17 protein-coding genes are annotated in these 23,400 nt (G+C 69.0%); 10 read left to right on the forward strand and 7 right to left on the reverse strand.

Annotated features, from left to right (window positions below; genetic code table 11):
• Position 1 precedes the first annotated feature (1 nt).
• Genes SD455_RS15385 through purU form a run of 4 tightly spaced genes read left to right on the forward strand, consistent with a single transcriptional unit; the run spans position 2 to position 4,779 of the window.
• Entirely contained in the window at positions 2-304 is a 303-nt protein-coding gene (locus tag SD455_RS15385; RefSeq protein ID WP_070162146.1) for a sarcosine oxidase subunit delta, read from the forward strand.
• Positions 301-3,216: a sarcosine oxidase subunit alpha family protein gene (locus SD455_RS15390; RefSeq protein ID WP_445508634.1), complete on the forward strand. Its 2,916-nt coding sequence runs from the start codon at positions 301-303 to the stop codon at positions 3,214-3,216. The genes SD455_RS15385 and SD455_RS15390 overlap by 4 nt, the downstream gene beginning before the upstream one ends.
• On the forward strand, positions 3,209-3,931 hold the full coding sequence (locus SD455_RS15395) for a sarcosine oxidase subunit gamma (RefSeq protein ID WP_445508635.1): 723 nt from the start codon (positions 3,209-3,211) through the stop codon (positions 3,929-3,931). The genes SD455_RS15390 and SD455_RS15395 overlap by 8 nt, the downstream gene beginning before the upstream one ends.
• A complete protein-coding gene (purU, locus tag SD455_RS15400; protein ID WP_070162140.1) occupies positions 3,910-4,779 on the forward strand; it encodes a formyltetrahydrofolate deformylase in 870 nt (289 codons plus the stop codon). The genes SD455_RS15395 and purU overlap by 22 nt, the downstream gene beginning before the upstream one ends.
• 119 nt (positions 4,780-4,898) lie before the next feature.
• Here purU and SD455_RS15405 read toward each other — a convergent pair whose 3' ends face one another.
• The 7 genes from SD455_RS15405 to SD455_RS15435 form a co-directional block, all read right to left on the reverse strand.
• Positions 4,899-6,257 carry an ABC transporter substrate-binding protein gene (locus SD455_RS15405; RefSeq protein WP_311024871.1) on the reverse strand — a complete coding sequence of 453 codons (1,359 nt, stop codon included), beginning with the start codon at positions 6,255-6,257 and terminating at the stop codon, positions 4,899-4,901.
• Positions 6,258-6,268: 11 nt separating this feature from the next.
• Positions 6,269-7,225, reverse strand: coding sequence for a carbohydrate ABC transporter permease (locus tag SD455_RS15410; RefSeq protein WP_070162138.1), 957 nt, complete (start codon positions 7,223-7,225; stop codon positions 6,269-6,271).
• A 14-nt stretch (positions 7,226-7,239) separates the two neighbouring features.
• On the reverse strand, positions 7,240-8,184 hold the full coding sequence (locus SD455_RS15415) for a carbohydrate ABC transporter permease (RefSeq protein ID WP_070162136.1): 945 nt from the start codon (positions 8,182-8,184) through the stop codon (positions 7,240-7,242).
• A gap of 31 nt (positions 8,185-8,215) precedes the next feature.
• Positions 8,216-9,460 carry a Gfo/Idh/MocA family protein gene (locus SD455_RS15420; protein WP_070162134.1) on the reverse strand — a complete coding sequence of 415 codons (1,245 nt, stop codon included), beginning with the start codon at positions 9,458-9,460 and terminating at the stop codon, positions 8,216-8,218.
• A 335-nt stretch (positions 9,461-9,795) separates the two neighbouring features.
• On the reverse strand, positions 9,796-12,210 hold the full coding sequence (locus tag SD455_RS15425) for a LamG-like jellyroll fold domain-containing protein (protein ID WP_237089955.1): 2,415 nt from the start codon (positions 12,208-12,210) through the stop codon (positions 9,796-9,798).
• Between the two features lie 245 nt (positions 12,211-12,455).
• The gene (locus SD455_RS15430; protein WP_070162132.1) at positions 12,456-13,433 is read right to left on the reverse strand and encodes an SRPBCC family protein; all 978 of its coding nucleotides are present in this window, start codon (positions 13,431-13,433) and stop codon (positions 12,456-12,458) included.
• 21 nt (positions 13,434-13,454) lie between these two features.
• Entirely contained in the window at positions 13,455-13,814 is a 360-nt protein-coding gene (locus SD455_RS15435; RefSeq protein ID WP_070162130.1) for an ArsR/SmtB family transcription factor, read from the reverse strand.
• Positions 13,815-13,950: 136 nt separating this feature from the next.
• Between SD455_RS15435 and argS the strand changes: the two genes are divergently transcribed.
• The 6 genes from argS to rho all read left to right on the forward strand — a co-directional run bounded on the left by argS (position 13,951) and on the right by rho (position 23,346).
• On the forward strand, positions 13,951-15,591 hold the full coding sequence (gene argS / locus SD455_RS15440; protein WP_445508636.1) for an arginine--tRNA ligase: 1,641 nt from the start codon (positions 13,951-13,953) through the stop codon (positions 15,589-15,591).
• 5 nt (positions 15,592-15,596) lie between these two features.
• Positions 15,597-17,069: a diaminopimelate decarboxylase gene (gene lysA, locus SD455_RS15445; protein ID WP_070162127.1), complete on the forward strand. Its 1,473-nt coding sequence runs from the start codon at positions 15,597-15,599 to the stop codon at positions 17,067-17,069.
• 93 nt (positions 17,070-17,162) lie between these two features.
• Positions 17,163-18,491: a homoserine dehydrogenase gene (locus tag SD455_RS15450; RefSeq protein WP_085437193.1), complete on the forward strand. Its 1,329-nt coding sequence runs from the start codon at positions 17,163-17,165 to the stop codon at positions 18,489-18,491.
• A gap of 68 nt (positions 18,492-18,559) precedes the next feature.
• Positions 18,560-19,669, forward strand: coding sequence for a threonine synthase (gene thrC / locus SD455_RS15455; RefSeq protein WP_070162125.1), 1,110 nt, complete (start codon positions 18,560-18,562; stop codon positions 19,667-19,669).
• 89 nt (positions 19,670-19,758) lie between these two features.
• Entirely contained in the window at positions 19,759-20,802 is a 1,044-nt protein-coding gene (gene thrB / locus SD455_RS15460) for a homoserine kinase (protein ID WP_070162160.1), read from the forward strand.
• Between the two features lie 408 nt (positions 20,803-21,210).
• Complete coding sequence (rho, locus tag SD455_RS15465) at positions 21,211-23,346, forward strand: transcription termination factor Rho (RefSeq protein WP_445508637.1); 2,136 nt, start codon at positions 21,211-21,213, stop codon at positions 23,344-23,346.
• The last annotated feature ends 54 nt before the right edge of the window (positions 23,347-23,400 follow it).

Raw genomic sequence — 23,400 nt, forward strand, 5'->3', positions numbered from 1 at the left:
CATGATGCTCATCCCTTGTCCGCACTGCGGACCCCGCAATGAGAACGAGTTCACCTATGGGGGCCAGGCGGAGGTCTCCTACCCGGAGGACCCGCACGCCCTCGACGACGCCGCATGGGCGCGTTTCCTGTTCTACCGGGACAACACCAAGGGACGATTCGCCGAACGGTGGGTCCACGCCCTGGGGTGCCGGAAATGGTTCGACGCCGTGCGGGACACCGTCACCTATGAGTTCCACGAGACCCGTCCCGTCGGGCGGATGACCGACCTTCCCCAGGGTCCGCAGGAAGGAGCCCACCCATGACCGTGACCTCGCGCCGCCTGCCTGCTGCGGCGGCACCCCATGCCCGTGTGGAGACCACCCGGCCCCGCCGCTTCACCCTCGACGGTGAGACGATCAGCGGGGTGCAGGGTGACACCGTGGCCAGCGCGATGCTCGCCTCCGGGAGGCTGCGGGTGGGTGACTCCATCTACTTGGGTCGCCCTCGGGGCATCTTCGCGGCCGGCGTGGAGGAGCCCAATGCGTTGATCTCCGTGCGCGGCGACCAGCCGGGGGCCGTGACCGAATCGATGCTCTCCGCGCCTGCGGTGGAGCTCACCGACGGACTGGACGTCCGATTGCTGTCCGGGCTGGGGACCCTGGACCCTGCCGCTGACGAGGCCTACTACGACCACAAGCACGTCCACACCGACGTGCTGGTGGTCGGTGCCGGGGCCGCCGGTCTGGCCGCCGCCCGTGAGGCCGCCCGCTCGGGTGCGCGGGTGATGCTGGTGGACGAGCAGGCCGAGGCCGGCGGCGAGCTGTTGGACCGCCGCAGCGCGCGCATCGACGGACAGCCCGCGCGGGCCTGGATCACCGGTGTGGTCGGAGAACTGGCGGACAGCCCGGAGACCGTGCACCTGCAGCGCACCACGGCCATCGGCAGCTATGACGCGAACTACCTGGTCGCCGTAGAACGCCGGCGCGCCCATCTCTCGGGAGCCGGGGCCGATGGGGTGTCGCGCGAGCGGGTATGGCACATCCGGGCCTCTCAGGTCGTGCTGGCCACCGGCGCCCATGAGAGGCACCTGGTCTTCGCGGACAACGACCGCCCGGGCATCATGCTGGCGAGTGCGGTGCGCAGCTACCTCAACCGCTACGGCGTGTTGGCCGGTGAGCGGACCGTCATCGCGACCACCGGGGACTGGGTCTATGACCTGGTGGAGGATCTTCAGCAGGCTGGAGGCGAGGTCGCCGCGGTGGTCGATTCCCGGCCGGAGCTCTCGGAGCGCGCCCTGAGTGCTCAGGCCGCGGGCGTGCCCGTGCACGCCGGTTCCGTGGTGGCGGGCACTGATGCTGACGATCAGGGAGACCTGTCGGCCGTGCGCATCAGCGGGTTGGCCGAGGACGGCACGCTCACCGGTGCGGTCACGGTGGTCGAGACCGATGTGCTCGCCCTCTCCGGGGGATTCACCCCGACCATCCACCTGCACACTCAGCGGCAGGGCGCGATCCGCTGGGAAGACTCCCTGGCGGCCTTCGTGCCGGAGAGGCCGGTGGCCGGCCAGCGGACCGCGGGCATGATCAACGGCTGCCCCGACCTTGCTGGGGCGCTGCAGGAAGGTGCCGACGCTGGGGCCGCGGCAGCCGGTGACACAGGCTTCGCCCGCACCCCGCAGGTTCCTCAGGCGGATCCGGAGGCTCTGGCACCCGCCCGTCCGGTATGGCTTGTGCCGGCGCCGGGCCATGAAGATCTCGCCGACGCCGAGGCGTACCGGAACCATTTCGTGGACTTTCAGCGGGATCAGACGGTGGCCGATGTGATGCGCGCCGCTGGGGCCGGGATGCGCTCGGTGGAGCACGTCAAGCGGTACACCTCGATCTCCACCGCCCATGACCAGGGCAAGACGAGCAGTGCGGCGCTGATCGGCGCGTTGGCGGTGCTGCTGGGCAAGGAGAACCCGCAGGGAATCGGGATCACTGCCTTCCGGCCCCCGTACACACCGGTGTCCTTCGCCGCACTGGCCGGACGGCGTCGTGGAGATCTCTTCGACCCGGCCCGGATCACGCCGATGCATTCCTGGCACGTGGCCCACGGGGCTGTCTTCGAGGACGTCGGCCAGTGGAAGCGCCCCTGGTACTTCCCCCAGGAGGGTGAGTCGATGGACGAGGCGGTGCTTCGTGAGTGCGCCGCGGTGCGGGAGTCAGTGGGGTTCATGGACGCCACCACCCTGGGCAAGATCGAGATCCGCGGGACCGACTCCGGAGAGTTCCTCAACCGCATCTACACGAACGCGTTCAAGAAGCTCGCTCCGGGCAAGGCCCGCTACGGGGTGATGTGTGGCGCTGACGGGATGATCTTCGACGACGGTGTGACCCTGCGTCTGGACGAGGACCGGTATCTGATGACCACCACGACCGGTGGGGCGGCCGGTGTCCTGGATTGGCTGGAGGAGTGGCTGCAGACCGAGTGGACGGACCTGGACGTCACGTGCACCTCGGTCACGGAGCAGTACGCCACCGTGGCTGTGGCCGGGCCGAGGTCCCGCGACGTCATCGCTGAGCTGGCCCCCGACCTGGACGTCTCTGCGGAGGCCTTCGAGTTCATGGCCTTCCGGGAGACGACTCTGGCCTCCGGCATCCCCGCCAGGGTCTGCCGGATCTCCTTCTCCGGGGAGCTGGCCTTCGAGGTCAATGTGGCCTCCTGGTACGGGGCACAGGTCTGGGAGGACATCGCCGCGGCGGGGGCTCCCTACGGCATCACACCCTATGGCACCGAGACCATGCACGTGCTGCGCGCCGAGAAGGGGTACATCATCGTCGGACAGGACACCGACGGCACCGTCACGCCCCAGGACGCCGGCATGGAGTGGGTCGTCTCGACCCGCAAGGACTTCATCGGCAAGCGTTCCTACGCGCGTCCGGACAACCAGCGCGAAGACCGCAAGCAGCTGGTCTCCGTGCTGCCGGCGGACCCGGAGCACCGACTCCTCGAAGGGGCGCAGCTGATCGCCGCCGACACCGACGTCGCCCAGATTCCGGTGCCCATGGAGGGTTGGGTGACCTCGTCGTACCGGTCGGCCGCCCTGGGCCGGACCTTCGGGTTGGCGCTGATCTCCCGGGGCCGAGAGCGCATCGGTGAGACGCTGCGCACCCCGGTGGACGGCCGACTCGTCGACGTCCTCATCCAACCCACCGTCCTCTACGACCCGGAAGGGAGTCGCCGCGATGGCTGAGATCCACACGTCAGGACCCGCCGCGCTCAGACGGTCCCCACTGGCGCATCTGCACCAGAGCCTCGCCGCAGGCTCCGCCGCGGCCCCGGAGCGCTTCAGCGTCCGGGAGATCGCGTTCACCACACAGATCGGAGTCCGGGCGACTCCGGGAGGTGCGGCGCACCAGGCGATCTCCGAGGCCCTGGACGCCGGGCTTCCCTCCGGCGTCGGCGAAGTGTGCGGAGACCCCGCCACGACGGCGGCCCTGTGGCTGGCGCCCGACGAGTTCCTCGTCGTCGCCGAGACCGATCGTCACGACCTGCTGGTCGCGCTGACCGACGCGTTGGGGGAGCACCCCGGCCAGGTGGTGGACCTCTCCGCCAACCGGACGATCCTGGAGATCTCCGGGGATCGTGCCCGCGACGTGCTGGAGAAGGGCGTGCCGGTGGACCTGCACCCTCGGGGGCTGCCGCCCGGCTCCGCGGTGGTGACCACGCTGAGCCTGGTGCCGGTGCTGCTGTGGCGCACTGGAACCGGCTCTGGAACCGGCACTGGAACCGGCACCGGGAACGGGCATGACGAGGGCCCCGACTCGGATACGTTCCGCGTGATGCCGCGGATCTCCTTCGCCGACCATGTGGCCCGCTGGCTGCTCGACGCCTCACGTGAGCACCGGCCGGCCTCGACCCCGACCGACCAGCCTGAGGAGGCCACATGCCCAGCGACCGTGGGATGATCCTGACCCTGGACTGCCCTTCCACCTTGGGGATCGTCCATGCCGTGAGCGAAGTGCTTCTGGCCCACGGGTGCAACATCATGGAGCTGGCCCAGTTCAACGACCCGCGGGCGGGACGCTTCTTCCTGCGGGCACGGGCCGAGAGTGGGGACCCAGACGACGCTGCCGCCGCCCTGGCCGCTGTGGAGGCGGACCTGGCCCCGGTGGCGGAGCGCTTCGGCATGAACTGGTCGCTGCGGGCCGCTGATGCCAAGCCCCGTGTGCTGGTGATGGTCTCGAAGTTCGAACACTGCCTCAACGACCTGCTCTTCCGCACCCGGAAGGGTGATCTGCCCATCGAGATCGTCGCGGTGGTGTCCAACCATCCGGATCATCAGCGGCTGGTCGAATGGCATGATGTGCCGTTCGTCCATATCCCGGTGACCCCGGAGACGAAGCCGCAGGCCGAGCAGCAGCTGCTGGACCTGGTGGATCGCCTGGAGATCGACCTGGTGGTGCTGGCCCGGTACATGCAGATCCTCAGCGACTCCTTGGCCACTCGCATGGAGGGACGGGTGATCAACATCCACCATTCGTTCCTGCCCAGCTTCAAGGGAGCCAAGCCCTACCACCAGGCCTTCGAGCGCGGTGTGAAGACCGTCGGCGCCACGGCGCACTACGTGAACAGCGAGCTCGATGAGGGTCCCATCATCGCCCAGCAGGTGCTGGATGTGGACCACACCCACGGACCTGAGGACCTGGTGGCCGCCGGACGGGACACCGAATGCAAGGCGCTCTCCGATGCGGTGCGCTGGCACGCCGAAGGCCGGGTCATCCTCCACGGCGGCAAGACCGTCGTGCTCCGCTGAGCTGCGGATCAGCCGCAGAGCATCCGCGCCGGTGAGGGCGGGCCCCTGAACCGCTCAGGTTCAGGGGCCCGCCCTGTCTGAACAGGGCCGCGTGGCCCCCGCGGACGCGGCTGGAGCGGTCACTCGAGCATGGCGTTGACCCGCTCGTTGAGGTCGGCCAGCGTCTCGGCGTCCCGACCACCGATGTAGATCTCGTCCATGGCCGGTGTCATCAGCGCATCGATCGAGCCGAACTGGTCGGTGACCGGGTAGAACATGGTGTGCCCGGCCTCCACCAGGTCCGTGAAGGGGGCGACGTCGATGCCGCGCTCACCGAAGGCCTCGATGGCCCGCTCGGTGGACTCGGGTCGAGCCGGGAGCACGACGGCGGCGTCGCCGACGATGTTCTGACAGGTCTCCGAGCCCAGGAAGGCCACGAACCGCGCCGCCTCCTCCGGGTGATCCGTGTCGGCGCTGATGGAGTCGGCCAGCCCGTTGTACATCGACACCGGGTGACCCGCGGGCCCCGCCGGAAGCCGAGCGATGCCGACGTCGACGCCGTCGAGCCGGGTGTAGGAGTTCAGCATCCAGGAGCCGTCGGTGGACATGGCGGCCTGTTCGGAGCCGAGCTGCTGCTGGGCGTTGGCATCGCCGCCCACCTCCTCGTAGGAGGCCAGGTACCCCTTGTCCACGAAGCCGAACAGCCACTCCAGAGAGTCATGGAGTCGAGGATCGTCGAAGTTGTACTCCTGGCCCCACACATCGGCGTCGGTGAAGCGCCATCCGGTGGACCCCGCAGTCCAGGACCACATGGTCTGCCCGGAGGTGCCGCCGGAGCCCTGCGAGGCCAGCCCGTAGACGGCGACGTCGTCCGGGTCGAAGTCCTCCTCGTCTCCGCGGTTGCCGTCGGAGTCGACGGTGAGGCGGGCGACGATCTCTTCGAAGGAGCCGCCGTCATCGGGGTTCCAGTCCAGGTCCTCGAGGTCGGCGGGCGTGAGCCCGGCGTCGGCGAGCATCTGCTCGTTGTAGAAGATCGCCACCGTGTCGAAGTCCTTCGGCATGCCGTACCAGCCGCCGTCCTCGCCGACCCAGAGGTCCGCCAGACCGTCGTGGAACTCCTCGGCGTCCACCGCCGCGGTGGCCTCCAGCGCGTCGAGGTCCAGCAGCAGCTCCCGCTGCACGTACTCCGGGTACCGGGAGAGATGATCGGTGAACACGTCCGGGGCGGTGCCGGCGACGAAGCCGGCGGTGAGCTTCATCCAGTAGTCGTCGAAGCCGTACTGGCTGATCCTGACCTCGATGTCCGGGTTCTCCTCCTCGAAGGCGTCGACGCAGTGCTGATACGGCAGCAGCTGGTTCGCGTCCCAGAGCCAGTAGTCCAGGGCGACGGTGTCCTCACCCAGGGCGATCCCGCATCCGGTGGCGGAGGTCGCCGCCAACGCGGCCAGCCCCAGTCCGACGCCGCGGCGTGCGGCACGTGACGAATGTGCGCGTCTCATCTGTGGTCTCCTCATTTGATCCCGCTGAAGCCGATGGAGCTGACGATCCGTCGGGCGAAGAGCATGAACAGCAGCAGCATGGGCAGAGCGGCGACCAGCGTCGCGGCCATCAGTCCGGCCCAGTCCGGCCCGGTCTGCGGGCTCTGCTCCGTGAAGTTGCCCAGTGCGACGGTGAGCACGCGGGAGGCGTCCGTGTAGGAGACCATCAGCGGCCACAGGTAGTCGTTCCAGGCGGTGATGTAGGTCAGGATCGACACGGTCGCGATGGGCCCCGCCGTCATCGGGATGATCAGGGTGAAGAACACCCGGACCCTCCCGGCGCCGTCGATCAGCGCCGCCTCCTCCACCTCGGTGGGGACGTTCATGAAGAACTGTCGGAGGAAGAAGATCGCGAACGGCGTCATGAACATGCTCGGGAGCATGATGCCCAGGAGGGTGTCGATCAGCCCCAGCTCGCGGACCAGGAGGAAGTTCGGCAGCAGGGTGAAGATGACCGGAACCATCAGGGAGAGGAGGAACAGCCCGAAGACGACGTCCCGGCCCTTCCACTGCAGCCGGGAGAACGCGTAGGCGGCCATGGCGGAGAAGAAGACCTGGCACACGGTGATCCCGGTGGCGACCAGGACGGTATTGACCAGGTAGCGCCAGAAGTCGATCGAGGCGCCGGAGCCGCCCTCCGCGATGGCCTGCTCGGTCTCCTGAAGTCCGAAGACCCGCTGGAAGCCTCCCAGGTTGGCGTCGGCCGGCATCAGGGAGACGGCTTCGGCATAGAGCGCGGAGTTGCTGGACAGTGCGGTGCGCAGCATCCAGAAGAAGGGGAACAGTGTGATGATCAGCAGGATGATCATCACTGTCCAAGCCAGGACGCGTCCTGGAGAGAGCCGGCGTCGGGATGTGCCTGACGGCGGCCGTGCGGCGGGGCGCGCCTCCTCGGCGCCGCGGGCGGTGGCGGTGGCTGCGGTGCTCATGATCGTCCCCTTCCTCAGTTCAGGTCCGTCTGGCCGGCCCGGGTCACCCGGTACTGCAGGACGGTGACCACCATGAGGATCACCAGCATCGCCACGCTCAGCGCGGCGGCGTACCCGAAGTTGAACTGGCCGAAGGCGTTGTCATAGATGTAGAGCTGCAGCACGCGGGAGGCGTCGACGGGGCCGCCGCCGGTGGTGACCGCCACGGTGTCGAAGACCTGGAACGAGCCGATCACCGAGATGATCAGCACCAGCCCCAGGATGGGCCGCAGAAGCGGCAGGGTGATGGTGAAGAACTGACGGATCTCGGAGGCGCCGTCCACGCGCGCGGCCTCGTAGAGGTTGCCGGGGATGGCCTGCAGACCGGCGAACAGCAGCAGGGCGGTGTATCCCATGTGGCGCCACACGTTGACCAGCGCGATCGTGGGGATCACCCAAGCCTCGGTGGTGAAGAAGCCGACCCGGCCCACGCCCAGCCATTCCAGGAAATGGTTCCCGATGCCGAGTTGGAAGTCCAGGATCCACAGGAACACCAGGGCGGCGACCACGTTGGAGACCAGGAACGGCGTCAGCACCAGCGAGCGCAGCACGATCGAGCGGCTCAGACGCTGCATCAGCACCGCCAGCACCAGGGCGACCACGGTCTGGATCCCAATGTTGATGACCACGTACAGCAGGGTCACCCGCACCGCGTTCCAGAAGACGGGGTCGGAGATCATCTCTTGGTAGTTGGCCAGTCCGACGAACCGGGCCGGGGTCAGGATGTCCCAGGAGGTGAAGCTCAGCCAGATGCCGCGGACCAGGGGCCAGAAGTAGAAGAGCAGTAGGCCGACCAGGGCGGGCAGGATGAACAGCAGGGCGAGCCGGGTGTCATCCCGGCGGCCGACGGCGCGTTTCGGTCGGAGTCGGTGGGCGCCGGACGACGTCGGGGCCGGGGCAGGGTTCTCGACAGCACTCATCACGGGTCTCCCTCAGGTCTCCGGACGCCGTTCAGCGGCCGGGTCCGTCGCCGAAGTGCGGGATGTCCATCCGGGTGCCGCCGTCGCGGGCGGAGGCGTGGGCCACGATGCCGGGGGCGGTGAACTTCGCCGCCAGCCAGGCGTTGACCGGGGGGAGCTCTCCGGTGACCACGGCGCGGACGAAGTCGTCCGCGAGGAAGTGGTGCGCGCCCTCGTGACCGTTCGGCGCGCCCTCGAAGGTGTGGGGCAGACGCGACCGGTCATGGACGGGCGCGGTGCCGGAGGTGAAGGCCGCACGCAGCGCGGGGTCGACGTCGCTCAGGTCCGTGTCCCCGCTGCTGTCCCGCACCGGCAGGAAGTCTGCGGAGATGTCGCGGGACTCGGTCTTGTCGTTCCACACCGTCTGGTGGGCGAGCTGCTCGAAGCTGGCCTCGGTGCCGAAGAACCGGAAACGGGATTCGCGGATGTGGCAGGGGTAGCCGACCCGACGCATCTCATTGGTGCGCAGGCAGCCTCCGTCCGAGAGCTCGAAGAGGGCCGTGGCATTGGAGACGTCGTTGTCGAACATGCTCACCTCGCGGTCGAAGACCCCGTCGTTCCGGCGGTCCTTCACCCCCAGGCAGCTCACGCTGACGGCGTGGGCGGGGAGGGCGCCGAGGACCCCGCCGAGCGCGTGGGTGGGGTAGAGCATGGGCGGGTAGCTCGCGGTGGCCTTCCAGTTCTCGCCGCCGCTGTACTGATAGGCCGCGTAGAAGCCGAGGTCCATGTCGTGGACGTAGTCTCCTTCGGAGTAGAAGACCTGGCCGAGCTCGTCGGAGCGGATCTTCTCCCTCATATACACGGTGGCGGGGTTGTAGTAGCTGGTCTCGCCCATCATGTAGGTGAGTCCGGTGCGCTCCACGGCGGCGATGATCTGTTCGATCTCGGTGAGCTCCACGGCCATGGGGACGGCGGAGTACACGTGCTTGCCGGCCTCCAGGGCGGCCAGGACGAGCGGGCCGTGGGTCCAGCGCTGGGTGAAGATGGCCACGGCGTCGACGTCGGAGGCCAGCATCTCCTCGAAGCTGCCCACCACGGTGGCGCCGTCGTAGTGGGCTGCGAGCTGTTCGGCGCGTTCGGGCTGCAGGTCCGTGACGGAGAGCTGGGAGACGTTCGGGTGGAGGTCCCAGAGGGTGGCGAAGCTCTTGGAGAACTGGCCGGCGCCGACGACGCCGATGCTCAGGCTCCCGGCCTCGGGGGCGAGGGGAGAGGTGGGCTCAAGGGGCAGCTGGTTCATCAGGGGGTCCTTCCGTCGCGACGAGGTGGGTGGGTATTTGTCAGGATGTCTGAGAGATCGAACATGCCTCAACATTTGCGCTCAACTATCAACGAAAAGGAACGGTGTGTCAAGGCTCACATATCGTCTGATCAGGTGAAACGATTGAATCCATCGATGTAATCATGAACAGGCCACATTTCCGCAGATGCCCGCGGTGACCAGAGAGCGGACGAGTGGGGTGGAATGCCTCAGGGGCGGCCGATCAGTAGGATCGGCCGCCCCTGAGGGGGATGCATCAGTGTTGAGTTGTGTGGGATCGACGATGTGAGGATGTCGCGGTGCCGGTGACCGCTTCAGCGCGCGGCCAGCTCGGCGACCTCCTCCGCGTCGAGTCCTCCGTGAAAGACCTTCAGCTCGTCGATCGCACCGTGGAACGGTGTGTCCCACCAGTTCACGCCGAGGGCGAAGACGCCGTCAGAGGTGGTGAACACCTCGGGGAAGCCGTCACCCGAGTGCACGAGGTCGCCGTCGAGGTGGACCTGTGCCTCGCCCTCGGACACCGAGACGGCGATGTGGGTCCACTCGTGCACAGGCAGCTGGGTGCCTGTATCACCGAGGTAAGGGGCCTGGGAACCCGACCACAGCGCAGTGTTCGATCCGGCGTCCGGACCGGCGTCGGGGACCAGGCTGACCCAGGCGGTGTCCGAGCGGGCGCCGAAGAAGGTCGTCGTGTAGGTGCTCACCGAGTCAGGGCGCACCCAGAAGCTGACCGCGTAGTCCGTGTCAGCGATCAGCCCGTCCGGCAGGCGGACCCCGGAGGTGCCGTCCAAGGCGAGCGCTTCTCCCGCGACGCCGTCGGTGAACTCGGCCGAACCGTCCTCGTGGAGGTCGTCGATCCGCTCACCGGTGAGCACGCCGTCGGCCAGGCTCGGAGAGGCGCTGGCGGGGCTGAGGTCGCCGTCGAAGGCGTAGTGAGCTACGAGCCCCGGTTCGGGACGGGCCGGCACCATGATCTCGAAGCTCGCCGACTCCTGCCGTTCGCCGAGGCTGACCTCGGCGGTCACGGTGACGTGTGCGTCCTCCTCTCCTGGGCCGGGGCGGGTGACCTGCCCGTCGGCGCCGATGACCGCCTCGTCGCTGCTGGACCAGGAGATCGTCGTCCCGCGGGTGCCGTGCTCCGGGAGATCCAGGTCCGACAGCGCCTCGTCGACGCCGTGCAGCGGCAGATCCGCGACGACGGCGGCCAGGGCGTCGTCGTCGCTCATCGGCTGCAGCTGGCTGCCCCACAGGGAGACGCCTTCCGAGGAGACGACGCTGAAGGTCAGCGCCCAGTCCTCGGCCGTGGCGTCCCATTGGTGGCTGAAGACGCCGGTGAAGATCTGGCCGTCGACGGTCAGTTCGGCGCCATGCTGTCCGGTCAGCTTCCAGCGGCCCGAGATCTCCCCGGAGATCCGGCCGTCCTGTTCCAGGGTGATGTCCACCGCCTCGGTGATCTCGTCGCTGATCGCTCGGCCGTGGTCGATGAGTCGGTAGTCGCCGACTACGTCGGGTCGGTGCACCTTCTGCGCCTCAGCCCCGGCGTAGCGATGGGGTGCCACCACGGGCCACCCGTCGGCAGTGAGGTGCATCTCATGGACGCGCACCTGGTGACGCTCGCCCTGGCCCGGGAATCGGGAGTGGAAGATCAAGTGCATCCGCCCGGTCTCCGGATCCAGATGGTGCGTGGTGTGGCCGGGGGAGACGTAGCCGACCCCGTCACCCTCGCCGGGGTCTCCCAGCTCCCGCTGGAAGAGGAAGTTGCCCATCAGTTTGGTGCCGTAGGGCTCGATGCTCTCGTCGTCGAAGATCGGCAGGTCAGGGTCGGCGGCCACCTCCCGCATATCGTGGCCCGCGGCGTCGTAGAACGGGCCGGCGGGGCTCTCGGCGCGTGCCACCCGCACGTTGTATCCGCCGAAGGAGTCGAGGCCGCCGAAGGTGGTGAACAGGTAGTAGTGGCCCGAGTCCGGGTCGTACATCATGTCGGGAGCCTCGATGCGGCTGTGATGGCCGCCCATCAGGTGCGTGCCGTACCCCTGATCCGGCTCCGGCAGGCCGGTGCTCTCGTCGAGCTCCAGGACGAAGATGCCGCCGGAATAGGAGCCGTAGACCATCCAGAGCTCGCCGTCCTCGTCGTAGAAGACGGCAGGGTCCACCACGTTCGGGTGGACGGTCGGGTCGTACGGGGTGCCGTCTTCGCTGGGCCCCTCGTCCTCGCGGTGCCCGGAGCGCAGGATGATGCCCTGATCCACATAGGGGCCCTCCACCTGCTCGGCGATCGCCACCCCCATGGCGGATCGTGGCGAATCTCCTCGGCACGCGTTGTAGTACATCGCGAACCGCCCGTCCGGCAGCTCGATCACATCCGGAGCCCAGAGCGTGTCCGTCTCGGCCCAGGCGAGGGCGTCAGCGAGCTCCTCGGTCACGTCGTCGAACAGCGGGTTCTCGGGGGTGACGTGGTTCGCCTGCTGCTCCCAGTCGACGAAGTCGGTGGTGCTCGCCGCGGCCAAGTGTGAGCCGAACACCCAGTGCTCGCCGCCAGCCGTGACCAGCGCGGGATCATGCACCTCCACCTCGGTGAACGTCGGCGGTTCGGGCAGGTCTGGGCCCGGCGGGCCCGGCGGGCCCGGCGGAGCGTGGGGTGCGGAGGACGCGGTGGGCGTCAGAGTCAGGGTCAGGGCCGCGGCGAGCATGGTCGCCGCGGTGGCCCGGGGGATGCTCCGGATGGTCACGGGGTTCTCCTCAGGGGTCGAGCGGTTGGGCAGGGTGCGACGACGGCGCAGCCGGTGACGCCGCCATCGCGTCGACGCCGCATCGCCGAGGCGGTGATGCAACGTTGTAATGTGATCGAGGTTACAACGTTGGACATCTGTGTCAAGGGTGAGGGGTGCACCCGCCGTCCGCTCCGGAGCCCGGGCGGGAGCGAGCTGCACCCTTCGCATGTGAACCCTGCGGTGATGCCGACCGAGGGAGGGTGTCAGCGGGCGGCGAGCACCTCAGATTCGAGTCGGGCATAGCTGGTCTCCATGCCGTCCACCATGCCGGTGCCCAGCACCGTGTCCCGCAGCTCCCGGTCCGGATAGGTGATGACCAGGCTCAGCAGTGTGCCGCCGTCGACCGGGGTCAGGGTGAGCTCGTTGGTCGTGCCGGGGCCGTCCATGCCGATCATCTGCTCGGAGGTCACCTCCCGATGGGGAGGCTGGGCCTCCAGCAGCTCCCCGGTGAAGCCGAAGCGCTGCTGACCGTCCTCCGACTCCCATTCGTAGCGATAGGTGTCTCCGGGCTCCTCGGCGACCTCGCAGACCGGCATGGTCCACCCGTCGGGGCCCAGCAGCCAGCGCTGCAGCAGGTCCGGGCGACGGTGAGCCTCGGAGACGTCCTCCAGGGACCCGGAGATCACCCGGCTGACGCGCACCTGGGTGTCGTTGAGCAGCTGGGAGCGGGCGGGCCGAGGTGGCGTGCGGTCGCCCGCATCGTCGAGGACCTCCTCGATCTGGCTCATCGCGGAGACGGTGCCTTCCTCCATGCCCATCCTCAGCAGCTCGTCCAGATCCTCGGCGGAGGTGAACACCGCACGGACGACCAGGCGGGATCCGTGGGCCGTCTCCTCGAAGGTGAATCTCATGCGGGTGGTGGGCATGTCCTGGGCCGGCTGGCCGTCAGGGCCGGCGAATCCGTCCAGGACTTCGAAGGCGTGCGGGGGCTCTACGTCGAGGAACTCCCACCATCCGCCGGCGCTCTCGCCGTCGGGACCGGTCATCACGTAGTGGGAGCGCCCGCCGGGGAACATGTCATGGCGGGTGAAGGTGGCGGGCCATTCGCGCGGCCCCCAGAACCGCTCGAGCTGCCGGGGGTCTGCGTAGGCATCCCAGAGGCGGCGGACCGGCACGGGGAAATCGGCGGTGATGGTCATCGTCAGGGCGTCGAGGTCCTTCTCGACTGCGGTGATGGGCATGGTGCTGCCTTTCAGGCGGGCTCAGTCGTCGGCGAGCAGCTGGTCGAGCCGGTCGATCCGGTCTCGCCAGAGCTGTTCGTACTGCCGCAGCAGGGACTGGGCGTGGCGGATGGTGTCGGGGCGGGCGCGGACCCGGCGCTCCCGGCCGTGGGCCGTCTTGTCCACGAGACCGGCAGAGACCAGGGTGCTGACGTGCTTCTGGACGGCGGCGAAGGACATGTCATAGGTCTCCGCCAGCGATGAGATGGATTCCTCCTCGATGAGTGTGCGGCGGATGATGTCGCGCCGCGTGGCATCCGCCAGGGCGCGGAAGATCCGATCGACGACCTCCGACGAGGGTGGTTCGGCGTCGAGGGCGACCGTGTCGTGAAATACAACCATCAGGTTGCACGTTAGGCGGTAGGGGTGGGTCCGTCAAGAGGTGTTCGCCTCGGGATCCGATGAGAAGGGGGATGAGAGGGAGTGGCCGTCCGGCGCTCGCTTTCTGGCTCGGCCGCCGTCGCCGTAGACTGTCGGGGTGACTCCCGAAGAACTCTCCGCAGCAGTGACCCGTGTGCTCTCCGAGGCCGTCGAGGCCGGCGAGCTGGCCATCGAGATCCCTGAGACGATCATCATCGAGCGACCCAAGAACAGGGAGCACGGCGACTGGGCCTCCACGGTGGCGCTGCAGCTGGCCAAGAAGGCCGGCATGGCGCCGAGGCAGCTCGCCGAGCTTCTGGCCGCCCGCCTGAGGGAGACCGACGGCGTGGCGGCGGTGGACATCGCCGGTCCCGGGTTCATCAACATCACCCTCGACGCCGCCGCGGCCGGAGAGCTGGCCCGCACCATCGTGGAGACCGGAGACGGTTTCGGCCACAACGAGGCGCTGGCCGGGCACGTGATCAACATGGAGTTCGTCTCCGCCAACCCCACGGGCCCGCTGCACCTCGGCCACACCCGGTGGGCCGCCCTGGGCGATGCCCTGGCCCGCCTGCTGCGGGCTTCCGGCGCCGACGTCACCAGCGAGTACTACATCAACGACGCCGGCAATCAGATGAACGTCTTCGCCTCCTCCGTCCTCGCCCGAGTCCACGGCGAGGACGTGCCCGAGGGCGGCTATCCCGGGGAGTACACCCGGGAGCTCGCCGAGGAGGCGCTGGCCGCGCGCGCCGACCTCCGCGACCTGCCGCGGGAGGATGCGCTGCCCGTCGTCCGGGAGCTCGCCTATCAGGCGCAGCTCGGGCAGATCAAGGACACGCTTGCCGAGTTCGGCGTGCATTTCGACGTCTACTACTCCGAGCAGTCGCTGCACGACGAGGGTCGGATCGCGGCCGCGGTGGACACCCTCAGGGCCCAGGGGCACATCGAGGACCGTGACGGCGCGGTCTGGCTGCGCACCACCGACTTCGGGGACGACAAGGACCGGGTCCTCTTCAAGGCCGACGGCGAGCCCACCTACTTCGCCGCCGACGCGGCCTACTACCTCTCCAAGCGGGAGCGCGGCTTCGAGGAGAAGATCTACCTCCTCGGCGCAGACCACCACGGGTATGTGGCCCGGCTGAAGGCCATCGCCGCCTGTGCGGGAGACGACCCCGAGCGCAACATCGAGATCCTGATCGGTCAGCTGATGAGCGTCAAGGGCGCGAAGCTGTCCAAGCGCGCGGGCAACATCATCGAGCTCGCCGACCTCATCTCCTGGCTCGGCGCTGACGCCCTGCGCTATACGCTGGCCCGGTACCCGGCCGACTCGCCGATCGACATCGACCCGGAGCTGCTGCGCTCGAAGTCCAATGACAATCCCGTCTTCTACGTCCAGTACGCGCACGCCAGGGCGTGTGCGGCGGCCCGCAACGCGGTCGAGGCCGGAGTGGGACGCGACGGCTTCGACGCGTCCCTGCTGACCCATGCCACCGAGGAGGAGCTGCTCGCGCACTTGGGCCGGTTCCCCTCCGTGGTGGCTCGGGCCGCCGAGATGCGGGAGCCGCACCGTGTGGCCCGCCATCTGGAGACGGTGGCCGCGGCGTACCACTCCTGGTACGCGACATGCCGCATGGTGCCCCGCGCTGGCGAGGAGATCACAGACACCAACCGCACGAGGTTGTGGCTCAACGACGCCACCGTGCAGGTGCTGCGCAACGGGCTCGCCCTACTCGGGGTCTCCGCGCCGGAGAGGATGTGAGACCCATGACCGAGACAGTCGCCGGGCCCCACCCGCTGGCCCCGGAGTGGCTCCGGCCGCTCACCGACAGCGCTGCGCTGGAGGACAAGCTGTTCCCGGCTGACGCTCATCGGGACGACCAGGGGCGTCTCGTCCTCGGTGGAGTCGACGTCGAGACGCTGGCGGCACAGCACGGGACGCCGCTGTATGTGATCAGCGAAGACGATTTCCGGAGCCGCGCCCGGGCCTTCGTCGAGGCCTTCTCCGAGGCGTTCGCCCCGGAGACCGACGTGGACGTGTTCTATGCGGGCAAGGCCTTTCTGAGCACGCACGCGGCACGCTGGGCTGCCGAGGAGGGCCTGTGCGTGGACACTGCCTCCGGTGGTGAGCTCGCCGTGGCGCTGGCCGCCGAGGTCGAGCCCGCCCGCATCGGCCTGCACGGCAACAACAAGTCCGATGCCGAGATCGTCCGCGCACTGAAGGCCGGCATCGGCCGGATCATCGCTGATTCGCTCGACGAACTGGCGAGGATCGATCAGCTGGCGAGGTCCGCCGGCGTCACCGCCCCGGTGATGCTGCGGCTCACCCCCGGGGTGCACGCCTCGACCCATGAGTACATCGCCACCGCGCATGAGGACCAGAAGTTCGGACTCTCGCTGACCCCGTCCTCCGACGCCGACACCGACCAGGAGAACCCCTACGCCGGCTCGCCGGCCTGGTCCGCAGTCGAGCACGCCCTGGCGGCCGAGCACATCGAGCTGCGCGGACTGCACTGCCACATCGGCTCGCAGATCTTCGAGCCGGAGGGCTTCGAGGTGGCAGCCGCCAAGCTCATCGGCCTGCTCGGTCGGGTGCGGGCCCGGCACGGGGTCGAGCTGCCGGAGCTCGATCTCGGCGGAGGCCATGGCATCGCCTACACCGAGGCCGACTCCCCGCGGCACCCCCGGCAGATCGCCCAGGCCCTGGCCGGTGCGGTACGCACCGCCTGCGACGCCGAGGGGATCGAGGTGCCACGGATCTCCATCGAGCCGGGCCGGGCGATCGTCGGTCCTGCCGGGGTGACCCTGTACCGGGTGGGCGTGCAGAAGGACGTCCAAGTGGACGGGCCTTCCGGCCAGACGCTGTCCCGTCGGTATGTGGCCGTGGACGGCGGGATGAGCGACAACGCCCGTGGGGTGCTCTACGACGCCGACTATTCCGCCGTGCTGGCGGGTCGGAAGGTGACCGGGAACCATGTGCTGTCTCGCATAGTGGGCAAACACTGCGAATCCGGAGACATCGTCGTGCGGGACGTATACTTGCCGACGACGACGGCGCGGGACGACCTCCTCGCGGTCCCCGCGACCGGTGCCTACTGTCATTCGCTCTCGAGCAACTACAACCTCCTGGCCCGTCCCGCTGTGGTCGCGGTGAAGGACGGGGCCTCCCGGGTGCTCATCCGCCGCGAGACCGAGGAGCAGATGCTCCGCCGCGACACCGGCTTCGCCGCGCAGGACTGAGTCCGATCGGCCCAGCAGGCAGGTCGACTCGGCGCTCGAGGCGACGGCAGCCCCAGACGACCTGACCACGACCGCACACAGAACGGGGTGACCATGGCCAGCGCTGCAGAACCGCTGACGATCGGCCTGCTCGGAGCAGGGAACGTCGGTGCCCAGGTGGCACGGACTCTGGTGGAGGAGCGAGAGCTCATCAGCGCTCGCGTGGGAACCCCCGTCCGGCTGATCGGGGTCGCCGTGCGCGACGTCGAGGCGCCCCGTGACTGGCGGATCCCCGGGGAGCTGCTCACCACCGACGCTGAGTCGCTGGTGGACCAGGCTGACCTGGTCATCGAACTGCTGGGCGGGCTGGAACCGGCCGGCAGCCTGATCGAGCGGGCGCTGCGCCGCGGAGCCGCCGTCGTCACGGGGAACAAGGCCCTGCTGGCCACCCGCGGCGGGGAGCTCTCCGCCGTGGCGGCCGAGACCGGCGCTCCGCTGCACTTCGAAGCCTCGGTGGGCGGGGCCATCCCGATCCTGCGTCCCATCCAGGAGTCCCTCTCGGGCGACCGCATCACCAAGGTGATGGGCATCGTCAACGGGACCACCAACTACATCCTGGACCAGATGGACACCACCGGTGCGGCGTTCGACGATGCGCTCACCGAGGCTCAGCGACTGGGCTACGCCGAAGCCGATCCGACCGCTGACGTCGAAGGCCATGACGCCGCCGCCAAGGCCGCGATCCTGGGCACGCTGGCCTTCCACGCCCCGTTCACCATCGATGACGTCCACTGTGAGGGCATCACGGCCGTCTCTGCGGCGGACATCGAGGCCGCCGCCGCCTCCGGCTACGTCATCAAGCTGCTCGCGATCGCCGAGATCTTCGACGGGGAGGGCGCCGTGCTGCGGGTCCACCCGACTCTGCTGCCACGCACCCATCCGCTGGCCAGTGTGCGGGGGGCGTTCAACGCGGTCTTCGTCGTGGCCGAGAACGCCGGGGAGCTCATGTTCTACGGCCAGGGCGCCGGCGGTGTGCCCACCTCGTCTGCCGTGCTCGGGGACCTCGTCTCCGCCGCGCGGCTTCTGCGTCACGGCACCACGGCCCTGGAGCCCTCCGAGCCGACCGAGACCGTGTCGGCGCTGCCCATCGAGAAGGCCCGGACCCAGTACTACATCGACATGGAGGTGGCAGACGAGGAGGGCGTGATCGCGGAGATCGCGCGGGTCTTCGCCGACCACCACGTCTCCATCGAGGCCATGCGCCAGCCGGGCATCGTCTCCGTCGACGGGGAGGTCGACACCGAGCAGGACAACGGCGCTGTGCTGCAGGTGGTCACGCACCCCGCCCAGGAGAAGTCCCTGGCTCAGACCGTGGCCACGCTGAAGGCCCTCGACGTCGTGCGTGCCGTCACCTCGGTGCTGCGCGTCGAGATCGAGCAGTAGCACCTGGGCCGCCCCACCGCGGGCCGCCTGCCCACCCGATAGAACCGCAGGAACAGGAGAGCAACGCTGTGGCGCATCAGTGGCGCGGAGTGATCCGCGAATACGCCGACCGGCTTCCGGTCGACGACGACACCCGCATCATCACCCTGGGGGAGGGCGGCACTCCGCTGGTGCATGCGCCCGCGCTCTCCGAACTGATCGACGGCGACGTGCACCTCAAGGTCGAAGGCATGAACCCCACCGGGTCCTTCAAGGACCGCGGCATGACGATGGCGATCACCGCGGCCGTCGCCCAGGGCGCACAGGCGGTGGTCTGCGCGTCGACCGGCAACACCTCGGCCTCGGCCGCGGCCTACGCCACGCAGGCCGGTCTGACCTGTGCCGTGCTCGTCCCCGCCGGCAAGATCGCCATGGGGAAGCTGAGCCAGGCCGTGGCCCACGGCGCCGAGCTGATCCAGATCGACGGCAACTTCGACGGCTGCCTGGACATCGCCCGCAAGCTTGCCGAGGCCTATCCGGTCTTCCTGGTGAACTCCGTGAACCCCGCGCGCATCGAAGGGCAGAAGACCGGGGCCTTCGAAGTCGTCGATGCTCTCGGTGACGCCCCTGACCTGCACCTTCTGCCCGTGGGCAACGCCGGCAACATCACGGCGTACTGGAAGGGCTATCAGGAGTACGCCGCCACCTGGACCAATCCGCATCAGGGCCAGGCCGCCCAGCCGCTGAGCCCTCGGGCCACGCGCACGCCCGCCATGTGGGGGTTCCAGGCGGCCGGCGCTGCGCCGATCGTGGCGGGCCACCCCATCACCGAGCCGGACACTGTGGCCACCGCGATCCGCATCGGCAACCCGGCCTCCTGGGAGAAGGCCGAAGCCGCCCGCGAGGAGTCGGGCGGCGTGATCGAGTCGGTCACGGACGAGGAGATCCTCGCCGCCCATCGGTGGCTCTCTTCCAAGGAGGGCGTCTTCGTGGAGCCGGCCTCGGCGGCCGGTGTCGCCGGGCTGATCCGCAAGCATGCCGCCGGTGAGGTGCCCTCGGGTCTCTCGGTGGTCATCACGGTGACCGGGCATGGGCTGAAGGATCCTGACTGGGCGTTGAAGAACGCCGACGGCAGCGACGTGGAGCCGACGAGGCTGCCGCAGGACGTGGAGACCGTGGCTCGCCAGCTGGGCCTGTGAGCGGCGTCGGCGGCGGAATGCAGGATCCGCGGGAACCGACCGGCGACGACCGCGGCAGGCCTGACGCGCGACTGACAGAGCAGGAGAACATGGGCATCACATTGGGCCAGGGCTTCGGCGCCGAGGAGGCGCTCACCGGCGAGTCACGGTCAGCACAGCACCCGGGGTCGCCGGCGGCCCCGTTGACGGCGCCGCTGACGGCGCCGCGCAGCTTCCGCCTGCGTGTGCCCGCGACCTCCGCCAACCTGGGGCCCGGCTATGACTGCATGGGGCTCGCGCTCGATCTGCACGACATCATCGACGTCGTCGCGACTCCGCGCCGGGACGGGGACCGCCCGCAGGTCACCGTCAGTGTGGAGGGTGAGGGCGCGGCGACGCTGCCCCGCGACGCCACCCACCTGGTCGTTTCGCTCATCGAGAGGATCATGGCCCGACACGGCGTCGGGATGCCCGACCTCGAGGTGCGTGCGCACAACCACATTCCGCACAGTCGCGGCCTGGGCTCCTCGGCGGCGGCGGTGGCCTCCGCCGTCATCATCGCCGACGAGCTGCTCCCGGACGGGCTCACTGATGAGGAGAAGCTGCAGATCGGCTCCCGCGTCGAGGGGCACCCGGACAACTATGTGCCCGCCCTGCGCGGAGGAGTGGCCCTGTCCTGGCAGGAGGGGGACCGGTTCCACACCGTACCTCTGATCCCGCACGAGGAGCTGCGCACCGTCCTGGCCGTGCCCGACGTCGAACAGTCGACCGCCGAGGCCCGGGGTGTGCTGCCGGAGGTCGTGCTGCATGCCGATGCCGCGGCGAACTCCGCCCGCACCGGACTGCTGGTCCATGCGCTCACCTCCGCTCCAGAGCTGCTGCTCGCGGCCACCTGCGACCGTCTGCACCAGGAGCAGCGGCGTGCCGCCTTCGCACCGTCCATGGCCCTGGTGGACTCGCTCCGGGAGGCCGGTCACGCCGCCGTGATCTCCGGAGCCGGGCCCTCGGTGCTGGTGCTGGCGGCCGGGGACTCTGCGGCGCGCGCGGCCCGGTCGCACATCGCGGACCATGCCGCCAGGACGGACGACATGTGGACCCCGGCGATCCTGCCGATCAGCCGCGCAGGTGCTACAGTGGAGGAGTACCCGCGGTGATCACCGCGGTGTGCCCCACGGCAGCAGGCCATGCGACGATCGGTCGCATGCGGCTCTCCCGTGCACGGCGCCCCGCATCGTCACCAGGCCATCATCACCGGTCCTGGAGACGATCACCGCACTTCTTCCGCGCGAGTCGCCTTCTTCTCTGTGCGCATCATGTCCGGACTCCGGGTTTCGGCTCGGAGTGGGACGCGTCTCGCGATGTCATCATGACGTTCCGAAGATCCCAGAGAGGGTCTCTCTCGACTGTGGACGTGCGGAAGAGGACGAACAGACCGACGGCCATCTGACGAGCCGTTGAAGACACGATGCAGGACGACGACGTCGGAACGCGCCCCGAGCAGAGCTGATCTGCCCCGGTTCGCTCCGCGCCGCTCCTGCCTGACGAGGGGGAAGGAATCCTTCGTGACAGACACCACCGCTGAGACCACTCAGGCTCAGGGAGCCGAGACCGCCGTGACCGGCGGCTCGACACAGACCACCGCCGCAGCGGCCGAGGGATCGGCGCCCGCGGAGAAGAAGACGACCCGTCGTCGGGCCACGGCCCCTAAGGCGGCCCCCAAGACGGCGGACCAGGCTCCGGACCAGGCTCCGGCCTCCGGCGACGACGGCAAGGGAGGCGGGCTGGCCGGTCTGAAGCTCGCCCAGCTGCAGGCGCTGGCCCAGCAGCTCGGCATCACGGGCAGCTCGCGGATGCGCAAATCCGCGCTGGTCGAGGCGATCTCGGCCCATCAGCGCGGCGGCGCCGTCGCCGACCGGGAGGATCGCGCCAAGAAGGACGCCGGCAAGGACACAGACAAGAGCTCCGGCAAGAGCTCCGGCAAGAGCTCCGAGAAGCCTGCCGAGAAGGGCGCTGGCCAGGACACGGCCCAGGGCTCGGAGAAGGGCTCGGAGAAGTCTGAGAAGCAGGGTGGCCGCGGCGGACGCAACGGCCGTGCCGACTCGGATGCCCGCGGCAGCTCGAAGTCCCAGGACAAGGGCCAGGACAACGGCCTGGACAAGGCTCAGGCGAAGGGCCAGGGTACCGACGCGCAGGACCAGCAGAAGCAGGACCAGCAGAAGGGCCGCGGGCGACGCGGCGACGACCAGTCCCAGAAGGGCGGTCAGGACGGCCAACGTGACCGCCAGAAGGGCGGCCGGGACGGCCAGAAGGACGGTCAGCGCGACCAGAAGGACGGTCAGCGCGACCAGAAGGACGGTCAGCGCGGCGGTCAGAAGTCCCAGGACGAAGGGCGCGGCGGCCGCGATGGTGGTCGCGACGGCGGCCGTGACGGCCGCGATGGCGACGGCGGTCGGCGCAACCGTCGCAACCGCAACCGCAACGAGCGCGGGAACCGTCGCCGCGGACGGGGCAACCCGGAGGTCGATGACACCGAGGTCACCGAGGATGACGTCCTGGTGCCGGTCGCCGGCATCCTGGACGTCCTGGACAACTACGCGTTCATCCGGACCTCCGGCTACCTGCCGGGCCAGAACGACGTCTATGTCTCGCTGGCGCAGGTCAAGCGGTACAACCTGCGCAAGGGTGACGCCGTGCACGGCAGCATCCGGGCGCCGCGGGAGGGCGAGAACCAGAACAAGCGTCAGAAGTTCAACGCGCTGGTGAAGCTGGAGGCGGTCAACGGCCGTCCCGCGGAGGCGAACACCGACCGCGTCGACTTCACCAAGCTGGTGCCCCTGTACCCGCAGGAGCGGCTGCGCCTGGAGGGCGACCCGAAGCTGGTCGGTCCCCGGGTGATCGACCTGATCGCCCCCATCGGCAAGGGCCAGCGCGGCCTCATCGTCTCCCCGCCCAAGGCCGGCAAGACGATGATCCTGCAGTCCCTGGCCAAGGCGATCAAGACGAACAACCCTGAGGTCCACCTCATGATGGTGCTCGTCGACGAGCGCCCCGAGGAGGTCACCGATATGCAGCGCACGGTCGACGGCGAGGTCATCGCCTCGACCTTCGACCGTCCGGCCGACGATCACACCACCGTCGCGGAGCTCGCCATCGAGCGTGCCAAGCGGCTCGTGGAGCTGGGCAAGGACGTCGTCGTGCTGCTGGATTCGATGACCCGTCTGGGCCGCGCCTACAACACCGCGGCCCCGGCGTCCGGCCGGATCCTCTCCGGCGGTGTGGACGCCAACGCCCTCTACCCGCCGAAGCGCTTCTTCGGTGCGGCGCGCAACATCGAGAACGGCGGATCCCTCACGATCCTCGCGACCGCCTTGGTCGAGACCGGATCCAAGATGGACGAGGTCATCTTCGAGGAGTTCAAGGGCACCGGCAACATGGAGCTGCGCCTGTCGCGGTACCTGGCCGACCGCCGCATCTTCCCGGCCGTGGACGTCAACGCGTCCTCGACCCGCCGCGAGGAGAACCTGCTCTCTCCCGACGAGATCAAGATCATGTGGAAGCTGCGCCGTGTCCTCTCGGGCCTGGAGCAGCAGCAGGGCCTGGAGCTGCTGATCAACAAGCTCAAGGAGACCGGTTCGAACGCCGAGTTCCTCATGCTGGCCAACAAGACCACGCTGGGGGACAAGAACAAGAAGGACTAGCGTCCCGACGTCGAACGACGGCGCCGGGAGAGGGCGCGCAGCCCTCTCCCGGCG

The organism is Nesterenkonia sp. K-15-9-6, from assembly GCF_052656005.1.